Below are 23,501 nucleotides of genomic sequence, written 5' to 3' on the forward strand. Positions count from 1 at the left end.
GTTTGTTGTCACGGTGCTGGCACTGGCCGGCAGAGCGGGCATCGAGGTGGGCCGGCATTCGATCGGCGGCACCGAGGAAACCCGCGCGGATGGGCAGGACTTGGCCATCCCAGCTTCCTCTACGCAGGCGGGGGCGGCCGTCCTGCAGATGAAGTCGCGCAAGCTGGTCCGGTTCATGTCGAGGTGAAGGTGGACTCTGGTCGGACCATGGTCCGCGTCAGCCTCGGCCCTGCTCGACCCATGCCGTCTGTTCGGCGAGGGAGTTCAGGGGGTAGGCGTCCACGTCATCCAAGCGCACTTCCGGCTGCTGCTCGGCGATGCCGGCCCGGAATTCCGCGGCCCACTGGGGGTTGAGCCGGTCCAGCACTTCGAGCTCCTTGGCCAGACGGCCGATGCTCAGACGCTGGTGAGGGAAGTGCTGCCGCATGTGCAGCTCCCAGTCGAAGGCCGCGTCCTGGGCAGTGTCGAGGGCGACCCAGTGCAGGAGCTCTTCAAGGCTTTCCGTGGTGCGATGCTCCCTCAGCAGGCCACGTTCCCTCACGGCCCAGTGGAACACAGCGTCATCCACGACGACGTACGGCCGACCGTCATGGGGGCTGAAGGCGATCATGTCGCGTGCCTTCCACCCGTCCAGCTTGGCGGCCATGTCCTCGACAGCGGCTACGACATCCCTCACTCTTATCGTCATGTAGACGATTATTGCACGTGCCGACTCCTCGGGACCAGTCACCTGCAAGAGCGCCAGATGCTCCAACTGAGAAGGTTTGTCCGGGATCGCAGGTCGTTCAGGTTCGGGATTTGCTGCGAGAAGCCGGGGCACGGGCCGGCCGACTGTTACGTCCAAACCAGCGCAACTGGCATCCAGCAAACACCTCGACGGCAATCTGAGGTCACGTGATCGTTCGCACGCCGAACCCGTGATCGTCATCAAGGCGCATAGAGGACGTGCCGTGTTCCTGAACCGCGCAGGCGCAGGCCGGTGCGCTGAAAGAGGCCCGGGGGCGGCTGGCGCGCGGCTTGGTGCAGGGGTGACCGTGACACCGGACTACCTGATCCTGCCCGCCCGCCGACGCCGGGCCGGGGACGACGTGTCAGGCGGTGGCACGAGCGGTCCTCCAGCGGCGCAACCCCGTGGCGGAGAGCTCGATGAGTTCACCACGGGCCAAGTCGTGGTGGGTGGGCTGGAATCCGGCGATGACGGCGAGCCGGGCGCCCTTGGTGGGGTCCCAGATCTCAAGCCCGGATTCCGAGGTGGAGAACAGCAGGCCGTCCGCAGCGAAGAAGCGGCCGTCCGGTCCGCCGAAGGTTGCGACCTCGGCGACCTCGGCGACGACCTCGGCGCCTTCAGTGGCGCCGGATCCGCGGCGGCCGAGGTCGAAGACGCGGGCCCCGGGAACCAGTTCCTCCTCGTCGTCGCCCAGGCCGCCCACGACGAGACGGTCGTCGTCGAGCCAGGCGACGGGGCGGTTCCAGTAGTAGTCGCAGGCCGGCAGTGCCGACCAGCCGATGTCCTGCGCCCAGGCGCGTTCACCCTCGGAGAGCCACTGGTTCAGGTTCCAGGCGACGACCCGCCCCACGGGGTGCCACCACCAGGCGTCCGACGCGATCCTGGTGCCCGCGGGGCTGGGGTACAGCGCGCCGTGGAAGAAGCCCGACCAGGCCGTGCGGGTCTCGCCCATGGGGATGCGGGTCACCGGTGCGCCCGTCGCGGGATCGGCGGCCTCGATGACCCTCCACACGCTGCGGTACAGAACCACGGTGCGTCCGGCGTGCTCGGCGAACGCCAAGGAGAAGGGCACCGTGCTGCTGTAGTACCCGTCGTTCTCCAAGGACATCGTGACGGTGCCGGTGGACAGGTCGAGGACCTGCCCCGTGCGACCGTAGTCGACGACGACCGCGGCGAAGGCTCCGTCCCGGGAGGCGTGCAGCCGCAGGCTCTGCTCACGGCCGCACCAGGGCGTGGTGCCGGCCGGCACGGCGACCGTGCTGCGGGCGGCCTCGGTGCAGCTCGTCGATGTCCCGTCCCAGCGCAGGATCCGTCCGTCGTCGCACAACAGCAGGAATCCTTGCCGAGTCGGCGCGATGTCCACCACCGCCCCGGCCCCGTCGGGAAGCGCCGTGCACTCCACGGCGCCGTCCACGGGCCGGGACGCCTCGATGATCTGCGGGCGGCCGACCACGCCCAGCATGCCGCCCTCGCTCGCGTCGAAGCAGTCCTCGCACACGGCTCCGGTCACCGCCGCAGCGGCTTCGTTGCGGCAGAGCCCGCAGATCCACTGTCGTTCCACGCCCCGGCCGGTGTAGTGGAGGTAGTGCTCAAGAGGGTCGGCGGTCGCGGTGCGGATGTGCTCACACAGGGGCAGACCGTAGGCAGGCGCGTCGTGGCCACAGACGAGGGCCATGGTGGAACTCTCCTAGGAAGGGGGTGAGGGACGGCACGGGCAGACGTGGGCCGGGCCGCGAGCGGCACGGGTACGGGTGTACGGGTACGGGCCGTCAGCGGAGGCCGGGCACGACCGGCTCCGTGGTGATCACCATGCTGGCACGCCGGTATTGGCATCGGCTTGACGCCGGCCGGCACCGGCTTGGCATCGACTTGGCATCCGGCTTCGGCCCCGGGCGGCCGACTGCCCGCGTGCCGGGTTCCGTCACGGACCCTTGATCTCCGGGAGGGACCGTGCGCCCTCCAGGGCTGCGGCCGCACCGAGATCCGAGCCCCACAACCGCGCCACCTCACCGGCCCGCAGGAACGCCGACCGGGCCGCGGCCGCGTCGCCCAGCAGCGCGTACACCTCGCCCAGGGCGAGGCCCAGCGGGCGGGTGCAGAAGGCGGTCGTCGCCGCTGAACCGAACTGGTCGCGCACGGCCTGCAGGTGGGGGACGAGCGCGGCCGCCGCCTCGGTGTCGCGCAGCACACAGGCCAGCCGGGCGCGGGCTCCGAGCCGGACCCCGTAGAAGTGGTCCTTCACGGGGACGGGATCGAACCGAACCGTCCGGGCTTCCTCGACCCTGCCCTGGAGCGCGAGGACCAGTGCGAGCGCCTCTCCTCCGCGCGTCCCCCAGGCCGCGGCCACTGTGCGGGCCAGTGGCTCGATCTCCGCGACCCGGCCCTGGCTCAGCCGGATCGTGATCAGGCCGCGGGCGTGGAGGTCGGCGGCGCGTGGGGCGTTGTGCCGTACGAGCCGCTCCCGTACCTGCTCGTACAGGTCCTCCGCCTCCGCGAACCGGTCCCCGGCGTGGGCGAGCATGGCCAGCGTGGAAAGGCTGGCGGCTTCGGCCTCCGGCATGCGGTAGCGGCGGGCGACGGCAAGGCCGGTGCGGGCGTGCCGCTCGACCGCCTCGGCATCGTTGCCGATCGCGGAGATCATCGCGTCCACCTGTTCACACACCCACCGGTGGGCCGGCAGGTCGTGCCTCTTGGTGAGCGCCCGCAGCTCGGCGACCACGGGAACGCAGCGCGCGGCCTGCGTTTCGTGCGGCAGCAGCTTCGTCATGGTGGTGAGGGCCGCGGCCAGCAGGACGGGGTCTCCCGTACGGCGGGCGAGGGCGAGCTGCCGCTCGGCGGCTTCCTGTGCCTTCCCGTCGGCGTTCTCCGGCGACTCGTCCACCTGCGCCTGCAGCAGTCGGGCGAGATCGGCCGGCGGCAGGTCCGGAAGGGCGACGAGCCGGTCGAGGGTGTCGGCCACGTGCCGGTCCACCGTGGTGTGGCTCCGGGTCAGCCATGGTGTGGGTTCGGTCCACGCGGTGAATGCCGTGACGGCCAGATCCTCACGCGCGGCCTGCTCGGCGATCGCGAGAGCCCGGCGACGGGTCTTGATGGCCGCGTCACCCGATCCGGCCCGGACGTGCGCGCGCAGCAGGGCCCCGAGCAGGCCGACGGCGCGCTCGGCACGTTCGTCCACGGAGGCGGGAATGAGGTCTGCCGCGTCGAGCGCCTGGCCCAGGAGGTCGACGCTCACGTCATGGGCGTAGCGGTGCTGCGCGAGTTCGGCCGCCCGCAGCGCGAATTCCACCGCTTGACCGGCCTTCGCCGGGTCGCAGGCGCGGGTGAAGTGCACAGCGAGTGCCGGCAGGTCGTCCGGTCGCAGGCGGGCCAGGGTGTCCGCCAGCCGTCCGTGCAGCAGGCTGCGACGCAGTCCGGTGAGGTCTCCGTAGACGGTGTCGCGCACGAGCGGGTGGGCGAACGAGACGCGCCCGGGGCTCGGTTCCGTCAGGAGCCCGCTCGTGAGGCACACCTCCAACGCGTCGACGACCACCGCCGGCGACAGTCCGGAGGCCTCGCACAGCACCGCGACATGCGTCTCGCTTCCCGCGACCGCCGCCAGCCTCAGAAGGTCGGCGACGTCGCCCGGAAGCCGCGCGAGCCGCTGGCGTACGACGTCACGGATGCCGTCGGGCACTCCGTCAACCGCCTGTGACGGTTCTCCGCCGGCGGCCAGCAGACGGCTGCTTTCACCGACGAAGAAGGGGTTCCCGCCGGTCCGTTCCGCGAGGACGGCCACGACCTCCGCGTCGACCTCCCGGCCGCAGAGCGAGCGCACCAGGGCACCGACCTCGTCCACAGCGAGTCCGGTCAGTGCGATACGGAACGGATGACGCCGGGCCAGTGCGGCCATCAGCGGGGCGAGGCGCCCGTCGGCGTGCCCTGGCCGGTAGGCGGCCACCACCAGGAGCGGGACCGCGTCGACGCCGGCCGCGCGGCCCAGCAGGGCCAGCGTCTCCTCGTCCGCCTCGTGCACGTCGTCGATGAGCACGGCGAGCGGGCCGCGTGCCGCCGCCGAGGCCAGCCACCGCGTGAAGGCGGTGTGCAGCCGGAAGCGGCCCGCCGTGGCGTCGCCGTACGGGGCGGCCGTGGCGTCCAGCGGATCGATCAACGCCGCCAGCGGTCCCACACGCTCGGGCGGATGGACCCGCGCCAGTTCCCCGAGCGCCTCCGCCCAGGCCCATGCCGCGGGAACCCCGGCGTCGTCGGGGCAGCGGCCGCTCACCACCGTCCAGCCCTGCGTCCGCAGTGAGGCGGCGAAGCGTGCCAGCAGCGCCGTTTTGCCCGCGCCGCCCTCACCCGCGACCAGCGCCACCGCCCCGCCCCGAAGGCCCGCCCGTGCCGCCCGCTCCAGCACCTCCAATTCACATTGCCGCCCCACGAAGGGGTGCGGGGCACCATCCGGCGGCATTCCGCTGCCGACCGCGGCAGGCATGGCGGCAGGTATGTCGGTCACACCGGCCGCTTCGGGTACGTCGGCCACGGGGATCGCTTCTGGTACGTCGGCCACGCGGACCACTTCGGGTACAGCGCCCCCGCCCAGTGGCCTGTCGAGCAGTGCAACGGCCGGACTCTGGACGGCCGGGACCGAGGCGGACAGGACGCCGAGGTCCTGGCAGAGGATGGCCCGCTCCAGCTCCACCAGCCGCGCCCCGACGTCCAGTCCGAGTTCCTCGGCGCACACGGCGGCCGCGCGTCTGAGCGCCGCCAGCGCGTCTCCCTGACGTCCGGACGCCCACAGGCCCAGGGCCAGGATCCGCCATCCCTCCTCACGCAGCGGGTGTCGGCGCACGTGAGCTTCGGCGGCCGGCACCACCTCGTGCGGCTGCCCCGTGCGGAGCCCGCACTCCATCATCAACTCCTGTGCCATGAGCCGCAGTTCACTGAGGCGGGCGATCTCGGCGCCCGCCCACGAGTCCGGGCCCCACTCCTCGTAGGCCTCCCCCCGCCACGAGCCGAGCGCCGCGTCGAGCAGCGGAACCGCCTCTGGGGCGGACACCTGCCGGGCCCGGCCCACCGCGGACTCGAAACGCCGGGCGTCGACGGCGTCGTCGGGAAGCCGCAGGGCGTACCCCTCCGGGCTGCTGACGAGCAGCCGGGACGGTGTACGCACGCGCCGGTCCGGCTCCAGGATGCCGCGCAGATTGGAGACGTAGGAATGCAGGGACGTACGGGGCCTGGCCGGAGGCCGCTCCGCCCAGAGCACCTCGACGATCCGGTCGAGCGGAACACTCTGACCCCGGGCCGCCAGGAGGATCCCCAGGACGGTTCGCTGCTGTCGCCGTCCGACCGTCACCGGCGTTCCACCGACCCGGACGGCAAGCGGTCCGAGAACTTCCACGTGCACCATGATCGGCCAAATGTACCAACGGTAGTCCCGCTGAACGCGCCTGTGGCCGACCGGCCCGATGACCGCCCCGGAGTGCGAGTACACCAGCCGGGGCGGGTGCCCCCGTGCCGCGATGACCACGGCCTGGGAGACGATCTGGTGCTGGAGGCGGGCCTTGCAGTAGGTCGCGTCCAGATAGATGCAGGGAAAGCGGATGTGATCCAGTGGTCGGGTGCGGAACACCGTCAGTTCGGTGTCGAGGTCGCCGCAGATGCGGGACACCTCGGACTTGGAGATCCCGGTGTCCCCACCAAGCTTCGATGAGTTCCTGCAGGATCCGCTGGGCCAGGACCCGCACCAACTCGATTCCGTCCGCCGTACGCAGTGACTCCATCAGCCGGAGTAGGTCATGCTGGGACAAGGCCTTCGCGTCACCTCTCAACGAGCGTCACTACTCGCAGAGTTACGCGATGGCCGCCCCATAGTCAGGGGCTATACCGAGATCACCGGTACACCACTCAGCGCGACACCATCTGGTGATTCGTAGGCCATCCGGGCCGAGCCGCGCGTCATCAACGCACCAGCCGGAGCCATGCACGGACCACGGTCAGAGCACCCGGCGCAGCCGGGTCGGCGAGCAGCAGCTGGGGCAGCTGCGGGTGGGCGAACCGTCGGCACCTTCGCCCGAACGGCTGCCCGGCCCCGGTCAGCTCTTCCGCTCACCCAGGACACAGAATTCGTTGCCCTCCGGGTCGAGGAGGGTCACCCAGTGCTGCTCGTCCTGCACGGTGTCGGCGGGCCGGGCACCGAGGGAGAGAAGCCGGGCGACCTCGGCCTCCTGGTCGTCGGGGCGGAAGTCGGGGTGGAGCCGGTTCTTCGACGTCTTGCCCTCGGGTACAGGCACGAAGAGCAGCCCCGGCATCCGGTCCGGCTCAGGCCGGATCTCGATGATCTCCTCGGATTCGTCGACCACGACCCAGCCCAGAGCCTCGGCCCACCAGCGCCCGAGGGCGATGGGGTCGGAGGAGTCGACGATGATCTGTTCCCATTCGAGTGCCATGGGCGTGATCATAAACAGGGTCGGCCGGCTGCCAGGGCTGGGGGTGACTGCCGGCGACCGCCGGTCCGGTGTGCGGATCGTGTCCGCACCTGGCGCAGGAAAGCGTGCTCGGAAACCGAAACGCTCAAGCTCAGCACAGGTGGGAGCAGCTACCGCACGGCAGCGCGCCACGACTGCACCAACACCAGCGTGGCATCGTGGCGCAACCACGTGGACGTCGACGTGATCGATGAGAGCGACACGGGCGAGCGGCCGTACCGCCAAGCCGAGGTCGCCTGCCAGGTGTTCTGAGAACGAACAGGTGGAGAACGGCGCGGCTGTGATGCACAGCAAGAAGAGAGGACTCGGTGTGCCGGAGCAGAGCGCCACGGATCAGCCCGGCGTGGTGCCTGCGGTCCGTCGGACCGCAGGCACCATGTTCGCCGCCCTGCGCGGTGAACTCACCGCGCACGCTTGGGGCGATCCCGGCTTTGAGCATGAGGCCTACTTGCTCTTCCACCAGCGGTCGCTCGCCATGGGGTTCGACGACAGGTCGGCCGGAGGCGGTTCCGAGGACCGTTTGCGGCGGGCCCCCGGCTTGTGGTTCGCCGCGCGCGACCCGCGGTCGAGGACACCGGTCGAGGTCGACATCAACAGCGGCCGGTACACCTCGGTCCCCGACGTCGCCGAACGGCTCGCGGACTGCCTCCGCCACCTGGAGCAGCCGGTTTTCGCCTACAGCTCGCATGACCTCGTCGGCCGGGACGCCGTCCTCGCGCCACCGTTCGACGACAGTTTCTGGAACGGCCCGCCCCTGCACGGCATGGCGCTGCGCGGGGAACTCACCGAGTGGTCGTGCGACGCGATCGGCTGGCTGGCCGAGGCCCTCGCCGACACTTCCGCCTCACTCGGCGTCCGCACACCGCTGCTCTTCACGGTCACCCGAACCCGGTCGGCCGGCTGACCCTGTCCCAGCGAGCGCGGCGGCGTGATTCTGTGCACACCTGAAGATCACGTGCCGGCGGGGATGGTGGCGCGGAACCTGTGCTCCAGGTCGGCGCCTCGGATCACGCCGTGGGCGTGATAGGTCAGGCCCCACGCGTCGATGGTCGAGCCGTCGGCGAAGAGGCACATGCTCCGCAGGTGGTCACGGTCGATCGGCTCGCCGGACCTGATCCAGCCGCCGGTGTCGCCCTTCCGGTCGCCGAACTGCGTCGTTCCGCCGATGGCAGCGCAGTAGGCGGCCGACGGGTTGCCCTGCGGGTGCTCCGGCAGCGGCGGCTTGCGGACGTACGCGAGCGCGGCGAGGGTCGGCAGGTCGGCAGCGAGGGTGTCGGTCGCGACGACGATGTGCGACGTGTCCTTGGCGGTGAACTCGCACAGCTCCCGCCGGCCACCGAGCGGGGTGAGCTTGGGGCCCGAATCGTAGAACGGCCGGTAGCTCGCCGGGTCGCCACCTTGGGACTTGCACCAGGCCGCCGGGGACTTCGGATAGGACTTCGCGGGCTGGGCGGTGGCCTGGGTCGCCGCGGCGGCGACGGCGGCGATGACGAGGGTGACGGCAAAGACGCGTGCTCGCATTGTGCCTCCCGAGAAGTGTGGGGCTCAGTCTCGGACTGGTTACATGCACCCGTCAACGATGTTCTCGGGCCATTCGAGTCCGTCGGTCTACGGGAGGAGCGTGGCGGGTCGGCCGGCACGGTTCATTCGCCCGCGGTGTCCTCGGCCTCCCAGCGAAGCAGGTCGCCCGGCTGGCACTTGAGTACCTCGCAGAGCGCGGCGAGCGTCGCGAAGCGCACCGCCTTGGCGCGGCCGTTCTTGAGTACCGCCAGGTTGGCGGGCGTGATCCCTACGCGGTCCGCGAGTTCGCCCACGGACATCTTCCGCCTGGCCAGCATCACGTCGATGTCGACGGCGATCGGCATCAGATCACCTCGTCCAACTCGGCCCGCATCTGAGCCGCTTCGACGTCGCGGGCGACGGCCTGGGCGAGCAGCATCCGCAGCACCAGCACGATGAGCGCGACTCCCAGGATGGCCACGCCGACCCCGCCCATGATGAGGGTGACGCCCGGGTCGTCCCGCTGGCCGGGCGCATTGAGGGCCGTGACCGCGAACCACACGAGAGCAGCCGCGACGATCGCGCCGATGATGACGTCCACGTACCGGAAGGCGGCGTGGGAGAACACGGTTCCGCGCCGCACCATCGTTACCAGTCGCCATACACAGACCAGGGCGACCTGGGCCGTGCCGATGCCCAGGATCGTGATCACGCGCAGCGGGGTCAGCGGGAGCGACCCGTCCTCCGGGTCATTCCCGCTGACCAACGCCCACAGCATCAATGTCTGTACGAACACGGTGCCGGTGAGCACCACCATGAGCACGGCGCGCAGCGCGCGCACTGTCAGCTTTCCCATGACCCGTCCTCCCATCGAACTACGATGGGAATCTATCGATTCTCGATAGATGATGCAAGGGCCGGGTCACAGGGTGGGCGGCTCCGCCGAAGCCTTGGAGGCCGCATTGCGGCCGCCCGCCGGGTGCGGAAGATTGATCTCATGACGGTTCAGGAGGCGGCAGTACTGATCGTCGGTGGCGGGCCTGTCGGGCTCACCGCCCGAGCGCTGCTGGAACGCTGGGGCGTACGGGCTCTGCTGGTCGAGAAACACGGCGAGCTGTCACCCTTCCCACGTTCCCGGCTGGTCAACGTGCGCTCGATGGAGATCTACCGTCGGCTCGGGCTCGCCGACAGGATCACGGCCCGTGCGTTCCCACCCGAGTACGGTCGCATCCGCTTCCGCGACACCCTGCTCGAACGGGACTTCGCCACAGCGGCCATGGTCGGGATCAACGCGCCGGTACCCGAGAGCCCCGTGACCGGCGTGGTCACCTCACAGGACCGGCTGGAACCCACCCTGCTCGCCGCAGCGGAGGCACCCATGCGGTTCGGGGTCGAGCTCGTCGACCTGACCGAGGAAGCCGACGGCGTCGTGGCCGTGGTCGTCGACCACCGAAGCGGTGAGGAGACACGCGTCCGTGCCCGTTACGTCCTCGCCGCCGACGGTGCGAACTCCACCGTCCGCCAGATGCTGGGAATCGACACCACCGGCCCCCGGGAGATGGGAGGCTTCACCACCGTCGTGTTCGACGCCGACCTCAACCACTGGAGCGCCCACCAGCCCGCCGGCGTCTACTTCACCGCGCACGGCATGTTCGCCCCGCTCTACCCCGAAGGAGGCTGGGCCTGGTTCGTCCCCACGCCCGAGGACGTCGCGCACGCCGACTGGCCCGGCCTCGTGTCACACGCCCTCGGATCCGGCGACGAGGTGCAAGTCCGCGTCCTGCGGGTTCAGCACTGGGTGATGAACGCGTTCGTCGCGGAGCGCTTCGGTCACGGCCGGATCCTGCTGACCGGCGATGCCGCGCACGCGGTCCCCATCGTCGGCGGCCTGGGAATGAACGCCGGCATCGCCGACGTGCACAACGTGTGCTGGAAACTGGCGGGCGTTCTCCACGGCTGGGCCGACCCGAGCCTGTTGGAGACCTACGGGGCGGAGCGGCAACCCGTCGCCCACCAGACCCTCCGCCAAGCGGTGGCCAACACCAAACTCCTGCTCGACGTGCAAAGCCGGCGCCGCGAGCAGCGCCAGGCCGGTGAAGCGGCGCCGGTCCATGTCGAGCTCCCCTGGACGGACCGGTACTTCGCCCAGCTCGGTCTCGTGCTCGGCGTCACCTACCACTCCGACGCCGTCCTCACCGACGACAGCACCCCACCCGATCCCTCCGGCATGGGCACGGACTACGTCCCCACCGCCGAACCGGGCCATCGCATGCCACACCTCTGGCTCACCCGCGACCGCTCCACGCTCGACGCCTTCGGCGAATGGTTCACCCTGCTCACCCCGGCCCCCGCTAGCTGGGAGCAGCGCGTCGACGCGCCGTGGCCCCTGCGCGTCGAGACCCTTCCCGGCGAGCACGCCGGCCTCTGCGGTCTCGGCCCGTACGGAGCGCTGCTCATCCGGCCCGACGGCCACATCGGCGCCCGCTGGCCCGACGGCCCACCGAGCGACGTCACCCTCCACCACGCCCTCGCCGCGATCACTCGCTCGACACCCCCCTGACGGTCACGCCTGACGGTCACGTCGTCCGTGCCGCGCCTTCCGCTGGGCCCGGTCGCGCCGCGGCGTTCCTTTCCCGGGCATTCGCCTGCCATGCGCGTCCCATCGCCCGGAAGAGCGCCGGATACACCCCCACGTACCGGAAGGGCTTGATGGCTGCCATGTACAGGGCGCCGAACAGCCCGTTCGGCTTCACCAGGACGGCCATCTGGCCGCGGTAGCCACCGGTCCCGTCCCGCACCCAGCCGATGTGCATCACCGCGTGCACGGTCCGGTTGGCCATCTCGGCCGCCCACTCGTCGTGCAGTTGGTAGAGGGAGGTGAACGGAACCGAGCGGGGGTCGGTCCCCCTGGGGCCCTCGCGGAGGTCCGCCGGAAGCCGGTCGAGCAGTGTCTCCACCCGGGTGCCGATGCCGGCGTCGGATTTGTCCCAGCCGAGCAGCTTTCCGAGCTTCCAGCGAAGCGCGAAGAGTGCCCGGTACGTGGGGGAGGAGATGGTGTTCTTGTCGCCCCCGCCGTCGGTGATCTGGCGTACGAGGTGGTGGAGGTCGTCGGGGCCGCCGGGTGTCGGCAGTGCCCATACGTCCTCGACGTGGAAGTCGCCGGCGATCTCGTGGATCCGCCAGGGGCGGGAGGTGTGTGCGGTCGCGGGCAGTCTCATGGGCGGACCCCTGTCTATACGATGGCGTATAGATCAAGGATAGACCCATCTATACGGACCCGTATAGATGGGGGGTGGGAAGGAAGGGAGACGCATCATGGCCGTGGCCCGCACGCCGCGCGGCAAGTGGATCGAGGAGGGCATGAAGGCGCTGTCCGCCGGCGGCCCGGAGGCCGTCCGGATCGAGTCGCTGGCGCAGTCGCTCGGCGTCAGCAAAGGCGGCTTCTACGGGTACTTCCGCAACCGCGACGCGCTGCTCACCGAGATCCTCGACACCTGGGAACGCGAGGTCACCGAGAACGTGATCGAGCGGGTCGAGAGCGACGGGGGAGACGCCAGGGCCAAGCTGATACGGCTGTTCGCGATCGCCTCGACCGCGGACGATCCGATGAGAGGCATCACGGCCGAACTCGCGATCCGCGACTGGGCCCGCCGCGACGAGGCCGTGGCGCAGCGCCTCCGGCGGATCGACAACCGGCGAATGGAGTACCTGCGCTCACTCTTCGGCTCGTTCTGCCCCGACGAGGACGACGTCGAGGTCCGCTGCATGCTCGCCTTCTCGGTGCGCGTCGGCCACCACTTCGTCGCCGCCGACCATGGCACACGCAGCCGTGCGGAGGTGATGGAGCTGACCAGGAGATGGCTGCTGAGGTAGCGCCTGCCACGGGCGCGCCCGCCGGCCTTACGAGAGCCGGAAAAAATTTTCGGCGGCGATGTCGAGAACCCGTGCCCGGCTCCGTCCCAGGGGTGAACGCGACCACAATGGGTCGCACCAGCCCTGAGGAGAAGCACGATGGCCAAGTACTTGCTGCTCAAGCACTACCGCGGCGCTCCGGCCGCGGTCAACGACGTGCCGATGGACCAGTGGACGCCGGAGGAGATCTCGGCCCACGTGCAGTACATGAACGACTTCGCGGCCCGTCTCGAGGGGACCGGCGAGTTCGTCGACGCTCAGGCGCTCGCCCCCGCGGGGACGTGGGTCCGGTACGACGGCGAAGGCCGCCCGCCGGTCACCGACGGCCCGTTCGCCGAGACCAAGGACCTCATCGCCGGCTGGATGGTGATCGACGTCGACAGCTACGAGCGCGCCGTCGAGCTGGCCGGCGAACTGTCGGCCGCCCCGGGGGCGGGCGGGAAGCCGATCCACGAGTGGCTCGAGCTGCGCCCGTTCCTGACCGCGCCGCCCACCGTCACCGAGTGACCTCTCCGGTGCCTCGGATGGACGAGGCGCTGCTCCGGAGCCTCACGCCGAGCGTGCTCGGGATCCTCGTCCGCCGCGGAGCCGACTTCGCGGCGGCCGAGGACGCCGTACAGGACGCGCTGGTCGAGGCGGTCCGCGTCTGGCCGGCCGACCTGCCGCGGGACCCGAAGGGCTGGCTGGTCACCGTGGCCTGGCGCCGGTTCCTCGACGCCACCCGGGCGGACGCCGCCCGCCGCCGGCGCGAGGACCTCGTCGACGAGGAGCCGGCGCCCGGGCCCACCCCCGCGGGGGACGACACGCTCCAGCTCTACTTCCTGTGCGCCCACCCGTCGCTGACGCCGTCGTCCGCGGTCGCCCTCACGCTGCGCGCCGTCGGCGGGCTCACCACCCGCCAGATCGCCCAGGCCTACCTGGTGCCCGAGGCGACCATGGCGATGGGGGCACCCCCCGGCCGGAGGCTGGGGGAGCATCAGCCGTGCCAAGCGCACGGTCTCCGGCGTGCGGTGTCGACCGGCCCGGCGACGTCGCCACCGTGCTGCGCGTCCTCTACCTGGTCTTCAACGAGGGCTACTTCCGGCGATGTCGACCTCGCCGCCGAAGCCATCCGGCTCACCCGGCAGCTCGCGGCCGCGATCGACCACCCCGAGGTGGCGGGGCTGCTCGCCCTCATGCTGCTCCACCACGCCCGACGCGCCACCCGGACCGCGCCCGACGGCAGCCTGGTGCCGCTCGCCGAGCAGGACCGCGGCCGGTGGGACACCGGGTCGATCGCCGAGGGCGTCGAGATCCTGCAGGCGGCCCTCGCCCGCGACCGGCTGGGCGAGTTCCAGGCCCAGGCCGCCATCGCGGCACTCCACGCGGACGCGCCCACCGCGGAGGAGACCGACTGGGTGCAGATCGTCGAGTGGTACGACGAGCTCGTACGCCTGACCGACAGCCCGGTCGTCCGGCTCAACCGCGCGGTGGCCGTCGGCGAGGCCGACGGCCCGCGCGCCGGGCTGGCGGCACTCGCCGCGCTGGACGACTCACTGCCCCGCCACGCAGCGGTGGCGGCGTACCTCCACGAGCGCGACGGCGACCCGGCGACGGCGGCACGGCTGTACGCCGAGGCGGCCCGAAAGGCATCCAACCTCGCCGAACGCGACTACCTGACGCGCCAGGCCGCCCGGCTCAACGCCCGCCGGTGCCGCTGACGGGACGACTACCGAGCCCCGCCCAGGTGTGCCATCAGCGCGGCAGCGTGGAGCCCCGAGCGCATTTCCGGTCAAGTTGCTCAAGTGGACTAGCGGCGAGCTCATGCCTGCCCGTAGCTTCCTGCATGCGAGACAGCGTGGACATACTCGATCATCTTTGGAGATCACCATGAATGTCCGTCAGCGAATCGCAGCAACCGGGGCCTGCCTCGTCCTCGCAGCCGGAGGCGCCCTCGCTTCCGCTCCTCCCGCTTCCGCCTCCTCCGGTTCCGCCGACGCCCTCTCGTGCGGCGCCCGGGGAGTTCGAGGCAGCGGGGGACACTACGGCTCGGCGATCACATGTTACGGAGGGTCGTTCACCGGCGTCATCGACTGCCGCCGGTTCGACACCGGCTACGTCTACCGCCACTTCGGGAACCGGGCGCCGTCCGGCGGTACATCGACCGTCTGGTGCGACCTCAACGCGGGCGTCATCAACGCCTACGGCACGCCCTCCTGACGGTGGTGAGACTGCCGCGCCCCGTGCTCGTCACGGTCCTCGTGGCACCGGTGGTCGCAGGCGCGGCCGCGCTGGCGGCGTACACCGCCCCCGAGGAAGCAGCCGAACCTCCGCCAACGCCACCCCTGCGGACAGTGCGGGAACCACGCGAGCTGACCGGCACGGAGAAAGACACACTCCATTCCGCCGAACAGCTCCTGTTACGCGACTGCATGCGCGAAAAGGGCTTCGAGTACCGCCCTGTCCCGCGTGAGCCGGTGCCCGATGCCCGCGAGTTCCCCTACGTCATCGAGGACACCGACTGGGCCCGCCGACACGGCTACGGCACCGACATCGAGCGCCGCATGAGCGAGCTTCGTACGAACGACCCCAACCAACGCTACTTCCGCGGTCTGCCCGCCGAGCAGAGGGCCAAAGCACTCGCCGCCGCCAACGGCACACAACCGCAAGGCCTCACCGCCACGGGCCCCGACGGTGTGAGGCTCACCCGTAGCCCTCAGGGATGCCGGTCGGAGGCCGAACGTACCCTCTACCACGACCTCGGGGCCTGGTTCCAAGCCCGGGCCACGCGGGACGCGCTGCGCCAGATGCGCATCCAGAACGTGACGTCCGACGCCGAGTACGCTCCCGCCACCCGGGCCTGGGCCCGTTGTATGCGGCAGGCCGGTCACGACTACGCCGACCCCGCCGCTCTACGCCGCAGCCTGCCGCCCCCGGAACGGCCCCTGCCCAGAGCACAAGAGGTCGCACTGGCCCTGGCCGAGGCGAACTGCGCTCACACCTCCGGCCTGGCCGAAACGGCGAAGCGACTCGACCGGAAACACGACGCACAACTGCGGGGACGCCACGCGTCCGAAGTGAACACCGCATCCCGGCTCCAGCTCGAGGCGCTGCCTCGTGCGCGCGAGATCGTCAGGGCAGGCTGACCGCTCGGTCGCACGCCGCACAGCCGCACAATCGCTCGCCACAGACCTCCTGCCCCGATATCCGCCGGCACCACGACGGCGGAACCCGGAACAACAAGAGAGGACACGGCAGCATGAGAACCCTGCGCACGCTCATGGTCAGTACGGCGGTCGCCGCACTGGCCGTCACGGCCGCGCCCTTCGCGGCTCAGGCAGCGGAACCCGCCCCGCCGCCCACCGTCGCCGGGCCCGACTCCATCAAGGCACCGGACGGCAATCTGTACGCCTGGTACCACCTGAACTACCAAGGTCCCGCCTGTACCTGGGCAGGCAACTCCTCGAACTGGGGCTCGTGCAAGAACCAGGCGACCTCACTGTGGAACAACGGCTACCCGGGCAACCTGGACGACGTCTGGGTCTACTGGGGCAGCGGATACACCGGCGCCGGTCGGGGCGTCTACAACGGAGTCGCCCTGCCGGACCTCCGGCAGTACACCTTCGACGCGGGCACCGGCAGAGGCGCCGGCGAGCAACTGAACGACAACATCGCTTCCCACAGGTGGGTCAACCTCCCTTGACACCCGCTGACCCGCTGATCCGCTGATCCGGTCAGAGGTGTGAAAGCCACTCCGCTCCCGTCCCTGCGGGGACGGGAGCGGGTTCCCGTGCGGCGATCACCCGCAGTCACCGCCGCCCCAGGTGGCACCGGGCGTGTGGGCCATCAGGAGGGTCAACACCGCGAACGGGATCGCCAGGACGTTGAACCACACACTGATGTAGGCGAGCAGACCGGACCTCGTCGACCAGAGACCCACGGCGCACTGCCGGCGGATGCTCTTGGCTGCCAGAACGCAGACGACGACGGCGGCGATGCCAAGGGCCAGGCCGGCCCAGGCGGCGACGTATTCCGTCGGTGGGACGGACGCCCGCACCACCTTGCAGGGCCTCGACCGATCAAGTCGGTGACCTGCGGTGACCTGCGCGGACCAGGCACTGACCACCCCCAGGACGGTCATGACCGGGACGAGCAGCGCCTGGACCCTCAAGCGGGTCGGGACGGGGTGCTTCGCCGTGGTGTCGTCGAGTGGTGTGCAGGAGGGAGTGGTCATCAGTACTCGTCAGGGCGGGCTCGGGGTGGGTGCGTGGGGTGCCCGAGATCAGGGGTCGGCGGCGGCGTGCTGTTGCCATGGACCGCTCGGCCACACCGGCCACCGGGGCCGGCGACGGGATTTGAACCCGCGAGGGGCTGTTGCCCCAGAAGGATCCGCCACCTGCGCACCGGGCACCCCGGCGCGGCAGCAGTCTACCGAGGGGTGGGGCCTACGCCGCCACGGGTTTTGCGGGCGGCGCGACGGTCCACCACGCCTTGTGCGACTCGGCAGAGCGTGGCGAGCGAAGTGGCAGGATGTGGGGATGGCGACGAACCAACCGTGGGCAGGACTTCACGACGACCTGCTGGCGGCGAAGACCCTGGTGTACGACCCGAATGGCTTTACGTGCTCACAGCCGGTGCCCGAACCGGAGAGTGCCGAATACGTGGCTCACGGCTTCACGCTCGACGGGTTGTCGGTCAGGTTCCGCGTGGGCAAGACCACCCCGACGAAGGTCGGCCAGTTCGTCACCGTGTGGCAGCGATCCGTGGAAGGCCCGATCCGGCCCTTCGACGCCGATGACGGGGTTGATCTCTTCGTCATCAGCAGCCGCGACAGCGGCCACTTCGGGCAGTTCGTGTTCCCGCGAGAGGTGCTGTGCGAGCGCGGCATCGTCTCCCGGAACGGGTCCGGCGGGAAGCGGGGGTTTCGCGTGTACCCGCCGTGGGTGACCACGACCAATCGCCAGGCGAGCAGCACCCAGGCGTGGCAGGTGAACTACTTCCTGCGTCTCGGGCATGAGGACGGGCCCGTCGACGTGGCGCGTGCGCGAGCCTTGTACCACCCGTAGGCGAACCAAGGCGTGGAGGGCTCGCGGTGTCATGTGCTCGCCGTTCCCCGTCGGCTGGGTGCACCGGGGGTTAGCCCTACCTGGAGCTGGGCGGGTAGCAGGATCGCTGCGGGTGCTCGTGTCCGGACATGCTGGGACCGGCAGATACCGCTGATGTTCCAGTGAATCCGTGGGAGTTGACTCGTGCGCGAGCAGACATGGCAAGAGTTTCGTGGTTCCAAGCGGCGAGGCGGTCGGCGCAGAGCCGTGCCGGCCGCGGTCGCGGTGGCCGTGGGCGTGATGACGATGGGTGTCCTGGCGCCGCCCGCGGCGTTTGCCGCCTCCAGGCCGGATACCGTCCAGCAGGGCCTGGACACGCTGGTGCGCGCCGACGGCGTGCCCGCCGCGTTGGCGAGCGTCAAGGACCTCGAGGGCCGCACGCGCACCTACACGGCAGGGGTGGGTGACCTGGCCACCGGGGCGAAGGTGCCGGTTGACGGTCAGGTGCGGATCGGCAGCAACACCAAGACGTTCACCGCGGTGGTCGTGCTGCAACTGGTCGGCGAAGGGAGGATCGGCCTCGACGCACCCGTCGACACCTATCTGCCCGGCCTCGTCCGCGGGGAGGGGATCGACGGAGGCCACATCACCGTCCGTCAGCTCCTGCAGCACACCAGCGGACTTCCCAACTACAGCGATTACCTCGGCGACGACATCCGTCACTACGAACCCGGCGAACTCCTCGACATCGCTTTCCGGCACAAGGCCGACTTCGCCCCCGGGACGAACTGGAAGTACAGCAACACGAACTACGTACTGGCCGGCCTGATCGTCCAGAAGGTCACCGGCCGGCCCATCGCCGAGGAGGTGGATCAGCGCATCATCAAGCACATCGGGCTGCGCCACACCTACTTCCCCGCCCCCGGCGACGCGACCATCCGAGAGCCCCATCCCAAGGGCTACTACCAGGAATCAGCAGGCGCGCCGCTGCGCGACGTCACGGAAATGGACCACTCCTGGGCCTGGGCGGCCGGTCAAATGATCTCCACCGACTCCGACCTCAACCGGTTCTTCGGCGCACTCCTGGCCGGCCGACTCCTCCAGCCGGCCCAGCTCGCCCAGATGCGCACCACCGTCCCCGCTGAATACCTCGGCTCCGGCGCCCGCTACGGACTGGGACTCGTGAGCAGGCCGCTGTCGTGCGGCGGTGTCTACTGGGGCCACGGCGGGAGCATCCCGGGGTACGAGACCCGGGGCGGCGCCACCGACAAGGGCCGCGCCGCCAACATCGCGGTGACCGTCCAGGCGACCGACAAGGAAGTCATGAAGCGTGCCGAGAGGGTCGTGGACACGGCCCTGTGCCGCTGAACCACGCCTCCCAGGTCCGCCGACGGCCGTTTCCTGGTGGCGACGCCACCAGGCTGCGGGCTCGTTGGCGGCCCACGGGCCGTCTACCGTCGAAGCATGACCACCCACACCGAAAACGGCCCTGACGTCCGGATCGCCGAGCGCTTTCTCACGGCGTACCGGTCACACGACTGGGAGGCGCTGCGCGCCCTGTTCACCGCTGACATCGCCTGGAGCATGCCCGGCACCGGGACCATATCCGGCACCGTCCACGGCGCGGATGCCGCGATCGACCGGGTACGGGAGATCGTCGGGAGGGGGCTGCGGACGGAGCTGCTCCATGTCCTGTCCGGCCAGTACGGCGTCACCCTGTCGCTGCGCAACACAGCCGTGACGCCCGACGGTCGTACCCTCGACGAGCACCTCGCGACCGTGCTCACCATCCGGGACGGGAAGATCACGGCCATCGACAGCTACCTGTCCGATGTGGGCGGGATGAACGCCTTCTTCTGCTGACTCGCGTCGAGCGCTTCGGTCATGGCCTGGGTGCCGATGACGTTGAGGAGCCTGAGTCGGCCGGCGGTGTCGCTGCCAGGAGTGGCGGTGCAGGCGACGATGCGCAGATCGCTGCCGGGAGCCGTGAGCACGTCGCAGTCGAAGGTGAATGTGCCGACGTCGGGGTGATGGACGGTCTTGGTGTCCGACTCATGGACGCCCACGATGCCCGTGTCCCACAGGCGTGCGAAGTCGGTGCTGACACCCCGGAGGTCGTTGATCAGCATGCGCAGGCCGGCATCGGCCGGGTAGCGGGCGGTCGCTGCCCTGAGATCGGCGACCACGGCCGCCTCGAACCGGGCCTCCTGCTCGGGGGCGTGGCTGACACGGCTCGGCAGACCGGCGAAGTGCCGCCAGGCGATGTTGCGCTCGCGTCCGCGCTGCGCGGACGCGTCTCCGAACACCGCGGCCCACAACGGGTTCCACAGAATCAGGTTCCATGCGGCGTCATGCACGCTCAGCGGTGAGCCGTCCAGTTGGTCGAGCAGCCTTCGCACCCCCGGTGGGATGTGCGTCGACAGCTGCCCGGGGCCCGGCGCGGGCCGGCCCGCGAGGCGGTACAGGTATTCGCGCTCGGCTGCCGACAGTCGCAGGGCGCGGGCCAGCGCGGACAGGACCTGCGCCGACGGGGAGGTGGCCCGGCTCTGTTCGAGGCGGGTGATGTAGTCCACCGACAGGCCGGCGAGCTGTGCCAGTTCCTCGCGGCGCAGCCCGGCCGCCCGGCGTACTCCGCCCGCGGGCAGTCCGACGGCCTCGGGGGTGATCCGGTCCCGCCAGCCGTGCAGGGCTCTGCCCAGTTCCCTGGATTCGTTCATCGTCCCAGTATCGCGTTGCCGTTCCCGGACAGCCTGGTACTGCCAGTCCACTGGCTGAGGCGGGCACTGTCTGTTTTCGTGCGGTGCGAGGAGGGTGGAGGCACCACCCACCCACCGATCACGGAGCGGACATATGACCATCACATTGATCACTGGAGCGAACAAGGGCCTGGGTTTCGAGGCCGCCCGCCGCCTGGTCGAGGCCGGGCACACCGTCTACGCCGGGGCACGCGACGCACAGCGCGGCCGGGAGGCGGCCGGCAGGCTCGGTGCCCGCTTCGTGCAGCTCGACGTCACCGACGAGGATTCCGTCAAGGCTGCCGCCGAATTCGTCCGTGCGGACGCCGGCGGCCTCGACGTCCTGGTCAACAACGCCGGGATCGTGGGCGCGCGCAAGCCCGTCGGCGAGGTCACCGGGGCCGACATGCTGACCACGTACGACACGAACGTCTTCGGCGTCGTGCGCGTCACGCACGCCTTCCTGCCGCTGTTGGAGGCGAGTGACGCCCCGGTCGTCGTCAACGTCGGCAGCGGTCTGGGCTCGCCGGCGGCATGCGCCGACCCCGGCCGGGTGGAGTTCCAGGTGACGGCGCTGGACTACAACTCCTCCAAGACCGCACTGGTCATGGTCACCTCGCAGTACGCCAAGGCTTTTCCCGCCATCCGGTTCAACGCCGTCGACCCCGGCTACACCGCCACCGACCTCAACGGCCACACGGGCACGCAAACCATCGAGGAGGGGGCGGAGATCATTGTCCGCATGGCCTCGATCGGCGCCGACGGCCCGACCAGCGGCTTCTTCGACAGGACCGGCCCGGTCGTCTGGTAGTGATCCGGTCGCTGATGCGTTGGCGATGGCAGCCCAACGGATAAGCGTCGCAACTCAAGCGGGTGCGGGCCCGTGCGGCGCCCTGATCACCCTTGGCCGCCGGTGCTCTCCGTACCCTCCAGGGGCTCGACGACGGGGCAAAGCAGGCCAACGGTGCTTCGGGCGCCCGTGAGCAGAAACGGTTACTGAGTCGGTTCCGGCCATGGCCTCGGCATATTCACCGCGCGCCGGGCGCACATCCGGGCCAGGGCGGAGGCCCGGTGCGCTGCGATGCCAACCCCATGTCCTGATAGGGCACATTTCGCGCCGGTGGCGCATTGGCGCCGCTGCGGGCCGGCCGGGCGCGCCCGTACGTTTTGCGTCGTTGGTCGCGTAAGCGAACCCGTCCTCGTCCACAACGGAGGCCCTCGGGATGTCGCTGTTCCCCTACAAGCAGTCCTTCGCCGGATCCACCGTCCCGCCCGACTGGAAGCTGTACGGCTCCGCGAGGATGACCGGCGAGGGCTGGCTCAGCCTCACGCCCGCCACGACGTTCCAGGCCGGGACGGCCCTGCTGAACGTCGCCTTCCCCAGCAGCGACGGCATCTCGGTGCAGTTCGACCTCGCCGCCTACGGGAGTGGCGACCCCGCCGACGGACTCTCGTTCTTCCTCATCGACGGCGCGTACGAGACCGGCGTGGGCGGTCCCGGCGGAGCCCTCGGCTACGCCTGCTACCGCAAGGGACAGCCGGACAAGCAGCCCGGCGTCTCCCACGGCTACGTCGGCATCGGCGTGGACCAGCACGGCTCGTTCTCCAACCCGACCCAGGCGGGGGACACCGGGCCCGGGACGAGGCCGGACAACGTCGTGCTGCGCGGCTCGGGGGACGGGTACGACGGGTACCGCTACCTCGTGGGCGCTGCCCTGCCCCCGCTGAGCCTCGAGCGTGCGAACCCCACCCGCGTCCTCCTGTCGATCAGCGACCGCAAGGTGTCGGTCTCCGTCCGCAAGGACAACAACTGGCAGCGGCTGATCGACGGTTACGACCTGCACGCCGCCGCGGGCCAGGCCCCGCTCCCCGGCACGCTCAAGCTCGGCCTGTCGGCCGCCACGGGCGCGCTCACCAACAACTACGAGGTCCGCGACCTCGAGGTGACGCTCCCCGCCGAGTTCCCGCTGGCGATGACGGGCCCGCAGTCCATCCAGGCCGGCTCGCAGATCGGCTACCGGATCACGGTCGAGAACAAGGGCCCCAACGCCGTTCCGGACGCGAAGGTCACCGGCAAGCTGCCGACGGAGGTGACCGCCCCGGCCTTCGGCACGCTCGAACTCAGCGGCGGCGCGACGGCGGGCACGGGCAGCATCACGGACGGGACGTTCACGCAGCCGCTGAACCTTCCGGTGGGAGGAAAGGCCATCATCCCGCTGAACGGCACGGTCAAGACCGGCACCACCGGCAGCATCACATGCGATGCCACGGTCACCTCGGAGACGCGCGCCAACATCGCGACGAAGCACTCCGACTCCGTCACGACCACGGTGACGGCACCACCGACCGCCGAGGTCCCGCTGGGCATGCGCGGGCCGGCCACGGCCGACTCGGGCAAGCCGATCTCCTACACGATGACGGTGGAGAACAAGGGACCGAACGCCGTTCCCGCAGCGAAGATCACGGGCACCCTCGCCGCGCACATCACCGGGGCGAAGCTCGAGACGCCCCAGCTTTCCGGGGGCGCGACGGCCGGCCAGGGCACCGTTTCCGGCACCGACTTCACCCAGCCCCTGAACCTGCCCATGGGCGGCAAGGCCGTCATCCGCATCACCGGCACGATCGAGCAGAACTTCACCGGCGACCTCACCAGTACGTCGAAGATCGAGACCCCGGACGTCACCAACACCTCGCCGGACAAGACCGGATCCGTGACGACGACGGTAGCCGCACCGAAGATCGACATCACCATCAAGGCGAAGAACGGCTTCGAGCAGAGCTGGCCCGAGGAGTACAAGGGCTACGTCTGGTCGTACACCTTCACGCTGGCGGCCAGCAAGAACCGCATCCAGCAATGGCAGCTCTCCTTCGACGGGCTGCCCGCGGGAAGCCGCTTCAACCCGGCGTACAAGGACCACTGGTACACAGTGGTGAAGGACGGCAGCGCGGACGGGCACGTCATCATCGAGTCGCCCGCGACGGGTCACAGCATCGAGCCCAACACACCGCTGGACGTGCAGGTGCAGGTACTGCACCACTCGCTGGCCGAGTCCAACGAGGGCCTGGTCTACAACCTCCAGGGCATCGCCCTGAAGGAAGGGAACAGCTGAGACACCGGTGGGGCCCCGCCTCGGCGGGG

General features: G+C 70.3%; 24 protein-coding genes and 1 pseudogene. 14 read left to right on the top strand and 11 right to left on the bottom strand.

Features of this window, described 5'->3' with window-relative positions:
* The first annotated feature begins 13 nt into the window (after positions 1–13).
* The gene (locus AB4K12_RS03870) at positions 14–187 is read left to right on the top strand and encodes a hypothetical protein (RefSeq protein WP_368432811.1); all 174 of its coding nucleotides are present in this window, start codon (positions 14–16) and stop codon (positions 185–187) included.
* 30 nt (positions 188–217) lie between these two features.
* Here AB4K12_RS03870 and AB4K12_RS03875 read toward each other — a convergent pair whose 3' ends face one another.
* The 5 genes and pseudogenes from AB4K12_RS03875 to AB4K12_RS03895 all read right to left on the bottom strand — a co-directional run bounded on the left by AB4K12_RS03875 (position 218) and on the right by AB4K12_RS03895 (position 7,152).
* Positions 218–688, bottom strand: coding sequence for an Imm63 family immunity protein (locus AB4K12_RS03875; protein WP_368432812.1), 471 nt, complete (start codon positions 686–688; stop codon positions 218–220).
* 403 nt (positions 689–1,091) lie between these two features.
* Positions 1,092–2,402, bottom strand: coding sequence for a hypothetical protein (locus tag AB4K12_RS03880; RefSeq protein WP_368432813.1), 1,311 nt, complete (start codon positions 2,400–2,402; stop codon positions 1,092–1,094).
* A gap of 246 nt (positions 2,403–2,648) precedes the next feature.
* Positions 2,649–6,113: a BTAD domain-containing putative transcriptional regulator gene (locus AB4K12_RS03885; RefSeq protein WP_368433145.1), complete on the bottom strand. Its 3,465-nt coding sequence runs from the start codon at positions 6,111–6,113 to the stop codon at positions 2,649–2,651.
* 108 nt (positions 6,114–6,221) lie between these two features.
* Positions 6,222–6,407, bottom strand: a pseudogene (locus AB4K12_RS03890) (transposase); the annotation flags it as partial.
* Positions 6,408–6,798: 391 nt separating this feature from the next.
* A complete protein-coding gene (locus AB4K12_RS03895) occupies positions 6,799–7,152 on the bottom strand; it encodes a VOC family protein (RefSeq protein WP_368432814.1) in 354 nt (117 codons plus the stop codon).
* Positions 7,153–7,501: 349 nt separating this feature from the next.
* On the opposite strand from AB4K12_RS03895, the gene AB4K12_RS03900 reads away from it, so the two are divergent.
* Positions 7,502–8,095 (top strand): hypothetical protein, encoded by a 594-nt coding sequence (locus AB4K12_RS03900; protein ID WP_368432815.1) that lies wholly within the window; start codon positions 7,502–7,504, stop codon positions 8,093–8,095.
* 47 nt (positions 8,096–8,142) lie between these two features.
* Here the strand turns inward: AB4K12_RS03900 and AB4K12_RS03905 are convergent, their stop codons facing one another.
* The 3 genes from AB4K12_RS03905 to AB4K12_RS03915 form a co-directional block, all read right to left on the bottom strand.
* Positions 8,143–8,712 carry a hypothetical protein gene (locus AB4K12_RS03905; protein WP_368432816.1) on the bottom strand — a complete coding sequence of 190 codons (570 nt, stop codon included), beginning with the start codon at positions 8,710–8,712 and terminating at the stop codon, positions 8,143–8,145.
* Positions 8,713–8,834: 122 nt separating this feature from the next.
* Positions 8,835–9,056, bottom strand: a complete 222-nt coding sequence (locus tag AB4K12_RS03910) for a helix-turn-helix transcriptional regulator (protein WP_054237256.1) — start codon at positions 9,054–9,056, stop codon at positions 8,835–8,837.
* On the bottom strand, positions 9,056–9,547 hold the full coding sequence (locus AB4K12_RS03915; RefSeq protein ID WP_368432817.1) for a DUF2975 domain-containing protein: 492 nt from the start codon (positions 9,545–9,547) through the stop codon (positions 9,056–9,058). The genes AB4K12_RS03910 and AB4K12_RS03915 overlap by 1 nt, the downstream gene beginning before the upstream one ends.
* Positions 9,548–9,688: 141 nt before the next feature.
* Here AB4K12_RS03915 and AB4K12_RS03920 point away from each other — a divergent pair, with 141 nt between their 5' ends.
* Complete coding sequence (locus AB4K12_RS03920) at positions 9,689–11,251, top strand: FAD-dependent monooxygenase (protein WP_368432818.1); 1,563 nt, start codon at positions 9,689–9,691, stop codon at positions 11,249–11,251.
* Positions 11,252–11,267: 16 nt separating this feature from the next.
* Here the strand turns inward: AB4K12_RS03920 and AB4K12_RS03925 are convergent, their stop codons facing one another.
* Entirely contained in the window at positions 11,268–11,909 is a 642-nt protein-coding gene (locus AB4K12_RS03925; RefSeq protein WP_368432819.1) for a DUF2867 domain-containing protein, read from the bottom strand.
* A 97-nt stretch (positions 11,910–12,006) separates the two neighbouring features.
* On the opposite strand from AB4K12_RS03925, the gene AB4K12_RS03930 reads away from it, so the two are divergent.
* The 6 genes from AB4K12_RS03930 (at position 12,007) to AB4K12_RS03955 (ending at position 16,285) form a co-directional block, all read left to right on the top strand.
* Positions 12,007–12,564, top strand: a complete 558-nt coding sequence (locus AB4K12_RS03930; protein WP_368432820.1) for a TetR/AcrR family transcriptional regulator — start codon at positions 12,007–12,009, stop codon at positions 12,562–12,564.
* Positions 12,565–12,702: 138 nt separating this feature from the next.
* A complete protein-coding gene (locus tag AB4K12_RS03935) occupies positions 12,703–13,110 on the top strand; it encodes a YciI family protein (RefSeq protein ID WP_368432821.1) in 408 nt (135 codons plus the stop codon).
* Positions 13,107–14,303 (top strand): RNA polymerase sigma factor, encoded by a 1,197-nt coding sequence (locus AB4K12_RS03940; RefSeq protein ID WP_368432822.1) that lies wholly within the window; start codon positions 13,107–13,109, stop codon positions 14,301–14,303. Before AB4K12_RS03935 ends, AB4K12_RS03940 begins: the two co-directional genes overlap by 4 nt.
* Before the next feature lie 169 nt (positions 14,304–14,472).
* On the top strand, positions 14,473–14,802 hold the full coding sequence (locus tag AB4K12_RS03945; protein WP_368432823.1) for a hypothetical protein: 330 nt from the start codon (positions 14,473–14,475) through the stop codon (positions 14,800–14,802).
* Positions 14,803–14,807: 5 nt separating this feature from the next.
* The gene (locus AB4K12_RS03950; protein ID WP_368432824.1) at positions 14,808–15,728 is read left to right on the top strand and encodes a hypothetical protein; all 921 of its coding nucleotides are present in this window, start codon (positions 14,808–14,810) and stop codon (positions 15,726–15,728) included.
* Positions 15,729–15,841: 113 nt separating this feature from the next.
* Entirely contained in the window at positions 15,842–16,285 is a 444-nt protein-coding gene (locus tag AB4K12_RS03955; protein WP_362249103.1) for a peptidase inhibitor family I36 protein, read from the top strand.
* 96 nt (positions 16,286–16,381) lie between these two features.
* Here the strand turns inward: AB4K12_RS03955 and AB4K12_RS03960 are convergent, their stop codons facing one another.
* Positions 16,382–16,816 (bottom strand): hypothetical protein, encoded by a 435-nt coding sequence (locus AB4K12_RS03960; protein ID WP_368432825.1) that lies wholly within the window; start codon positions 16,814–16,816, stop codon positions 16,382–16,384.
* Between the two features lie 304 nt (positions 16,817–17,120).
* Between AB4K12_RS03960 and AB4K12_RS03965 the strand changes: the two genes are divergently transcribed.
* From AB4K12_RS03965 to AB4K12_RS03975, 3 genes are all read left to right on the top strand, one after another.
* Positions 17,121–17,648: a MepB family protein gene (locus AB4K12_RS03965; protein WP_368432826.1), complete on the top strand. Its 528-nt coding sequence runs from the start codon at positions 17,121–17,123 to the stop codon at positions 17,646–17,648.
* 246 nt (positions 17,649–17,894) lie between these two features.
* Positions 17,895–18,995, top strand: coding sequence for a serine hydrolase domain-containing protein (locus tag AB4K12_RS03970; protein ID WP_368433146.1), 1,101 nt, complete (start codon positions 17,895–17,897; stop codon positions 18,993–18,995).
* A 96-nt stretch (positions 18,996–19,091) separates the two neighbouring features.
* Entirely contained in the window at positions 19,092–19,490 is a 399-nt protein-coding gene (locus tag AB4K12_RS03975) for a nuclear transport factor 2 family protein (protein ID WP_368432827.1), read from the top strand.
* Here the strand turns inward: AB4K12_RS03975 and AB4K12_RS03980 are convergent.
* Complete coding sequence (locus AB4K12_RS03980) at positions 19,448–20,344, bottom strand: helix-turn-helix transcriptional regulator (protein ID WP_368432828.1); 897 nt, start codon at positions 20,342–20,344, stop codon at positions 19,448–19,450. The genes AB4K12_RS03975 and AB4K12_RS03980 overlap by 43 nt on opposite strands.
* Positions 20,345–20,477: 133 nt before the next feature.
* On the opposite strand from AB4K12_RS03980, the gene AB4K12_RS03985 reads away from it, so the two are divergent.
* On the top strand, positions 20,478–21,173 hold the full coding sequence (locus AB4K12_RS03985) for an SDR family NAD(P)-dependent oxidoreductase (protein WP_368432829.1): 696 nt from the start codon (positions 20,478–20,480) through the stop codon (positions 21,171–21,173).
* 412 nt (positions 21,174–21,585) lie between these two features.
* Positions 21,586–23,472, top strand: a complete 1,887-nt coding sequence (locus tag AB4K12_RS03990) for a hypothetical protein (RefSeq protein ID WP_368432830.1) — start codon at positions 21,586–21,588, stop codon at positions 23,470–23,472.
* Positions 23,473–23,501 lie beyond the last annotated feature (29 nt).

This window comes from Streptomyces sp. C36 (assembly GCF_040932295.1).
In the GTDB taxonomy this organism is placed as follows: domain Bacteria; phylum Actinomycetota; class Actinomycetes; order Streptomycetales; family Streptomycetaceae; genus Streptomyces; species Streptomyces triculaminicus.

Excerpts from the sequence above, each read along its gene's own strand:
- AB4K12_RS03875 (WP_368432812.1), bottom strand. The coding sequence starts at position 688 with ATGACGATAAGAGTGAGGGATGTCGTAGCCGCTGTCGAGGACATGGCC.
- AB4K12_RS03880 (WP_368432813.1), bottom strand. The coding sequence starts at position 2,402 with ATGGCCCTCGTCTGTGGCCACGACGCGCCTGCCTACGGTCTGCCCCTG.
- AB4K12_RS03885 (WP_368433145.1), bottom strand. The coding sequence starts at position 6,113 with ATGGTGCACGTGGAAGTTCTCGGACCGCTTGCCGTCCGGGTCGGTGGA.
- AB4K12_RS03895 (WP_368432814.1), bottom strand. The coding sequence starts at position 7,152 with ATGGCACTCGAATGGGAACAGATCATCGTCGACTCCTCCGACCCCATC.
- AB4K12_RS03905 (WP_368432816.1), bottom strand. The coding sequence starts at position 8,712 with ATGCGAGCACGCGTCTTTGCCGTCACCCTCGTCATCGCCGCCGTCGCC.
- AB4K12_RS03910 (WP_054237256.1), bottom strand. The coding sequence starts at position 9,056 with ATGCCGATCGCCGTCGACATCGACGTGATGCTGGCCAGGCGGAAGATG.
- AB4K12_RS03915 (WP_368432817.1), bottom strand. The coding sequence starts at position 9,547 with ATGGGAAAGCTGACAGTGCGCGCGCTGCGCGCCGTGCTCATGGTGGTG.
- AB4K12_RS03920 (WP_368432818.1), top strand. The coding sequence starts at position 9,689 with ATGACGGTTCAGGAGGCGGCAGTACTGATCGTCGGTGGCGGGCCTGTC.
- AB4K12_RS03925 (WP_368432819.1), bottom strand. The coding sequence starts at position 11,909 with ATGAGACTGCCCGCGACCGCACACACCTCCCGCCCCTGGCGGATCCAC.
- AB4K12_RS03930 (WP_368432820.1), top strand. The coding sequence starts at position 12,007 with ATGGCCGTGGCCCGCACGCCGCGCGGCAAGTGGATCGAGGAGGGCATG.
- AB4K12_RS03935 (WP_368432821.1), top strand. The coding sequence starts at position 12,703 with ATGGCCAAGTACTTGCTGCTCAAGCACTACCGCGGCGCTCCGGCCGCG.
- AB4K12_RS03945 (WP_368432823.1), top strand. The coding sequence starts at position 14,473 with ATGAATGTCCGTCAGCGAATCGCAGCAACCGGGGCCTGCCTCGTCCTC.
- AB4K12_RS03955 (WP_362249103.1), top strand. The coding sequence starts at position 15,842 with ATGAGAACCCTGCGCACGCTCATGGTCAGTACGGCGGTCGCCGCACTG.
- AB4K12_RS03960 (WP_368432825.1), bottom strand. The coding sequence starts at position 16,816 with ATGACCACTCCCTCCTGCACACCACTCGACGACACCACGGCGAAGCAC.
- AB4K12_RS03965 (WP_368432826.1), top strand. The coding sequence starts at position 17,121 with ATGGCGACGAACCAACCGTGGGCAGGACTTCACGACGACCTGCTGGCG.
- AB4K12_RS03975 (WP_368432827.1), top strand. The coding sequence starts at position 19,092 with ATGACCACCCACACCGAAAACGGCCCTGACGTCCGGATCGCCGAGCGC.
- AB4K12_RS03980 (WP_368432828.1), bottom strand. The coding sequence starts at position 20,344 with ATGAACGAATCCAGGGAACTGGGCAGAGCCCTGCACGGCTGGCGGGAC.
- AB4K12_RS03985 (WP_368432829.1), top strand. The coding sequence starts at position 20,478 with ATGACCATCACATTGATCACTGGAGCGAACAAGGGCCTGGGTTTCGAG.
- AB4K12_RS03990 (WP_368432830.1), top strand. The coding sequence starts at position 21,586 with ATGTCGCTGTTCCCCTACAAGCAGTCCTTCGCCGGATCCACCGTCCCG.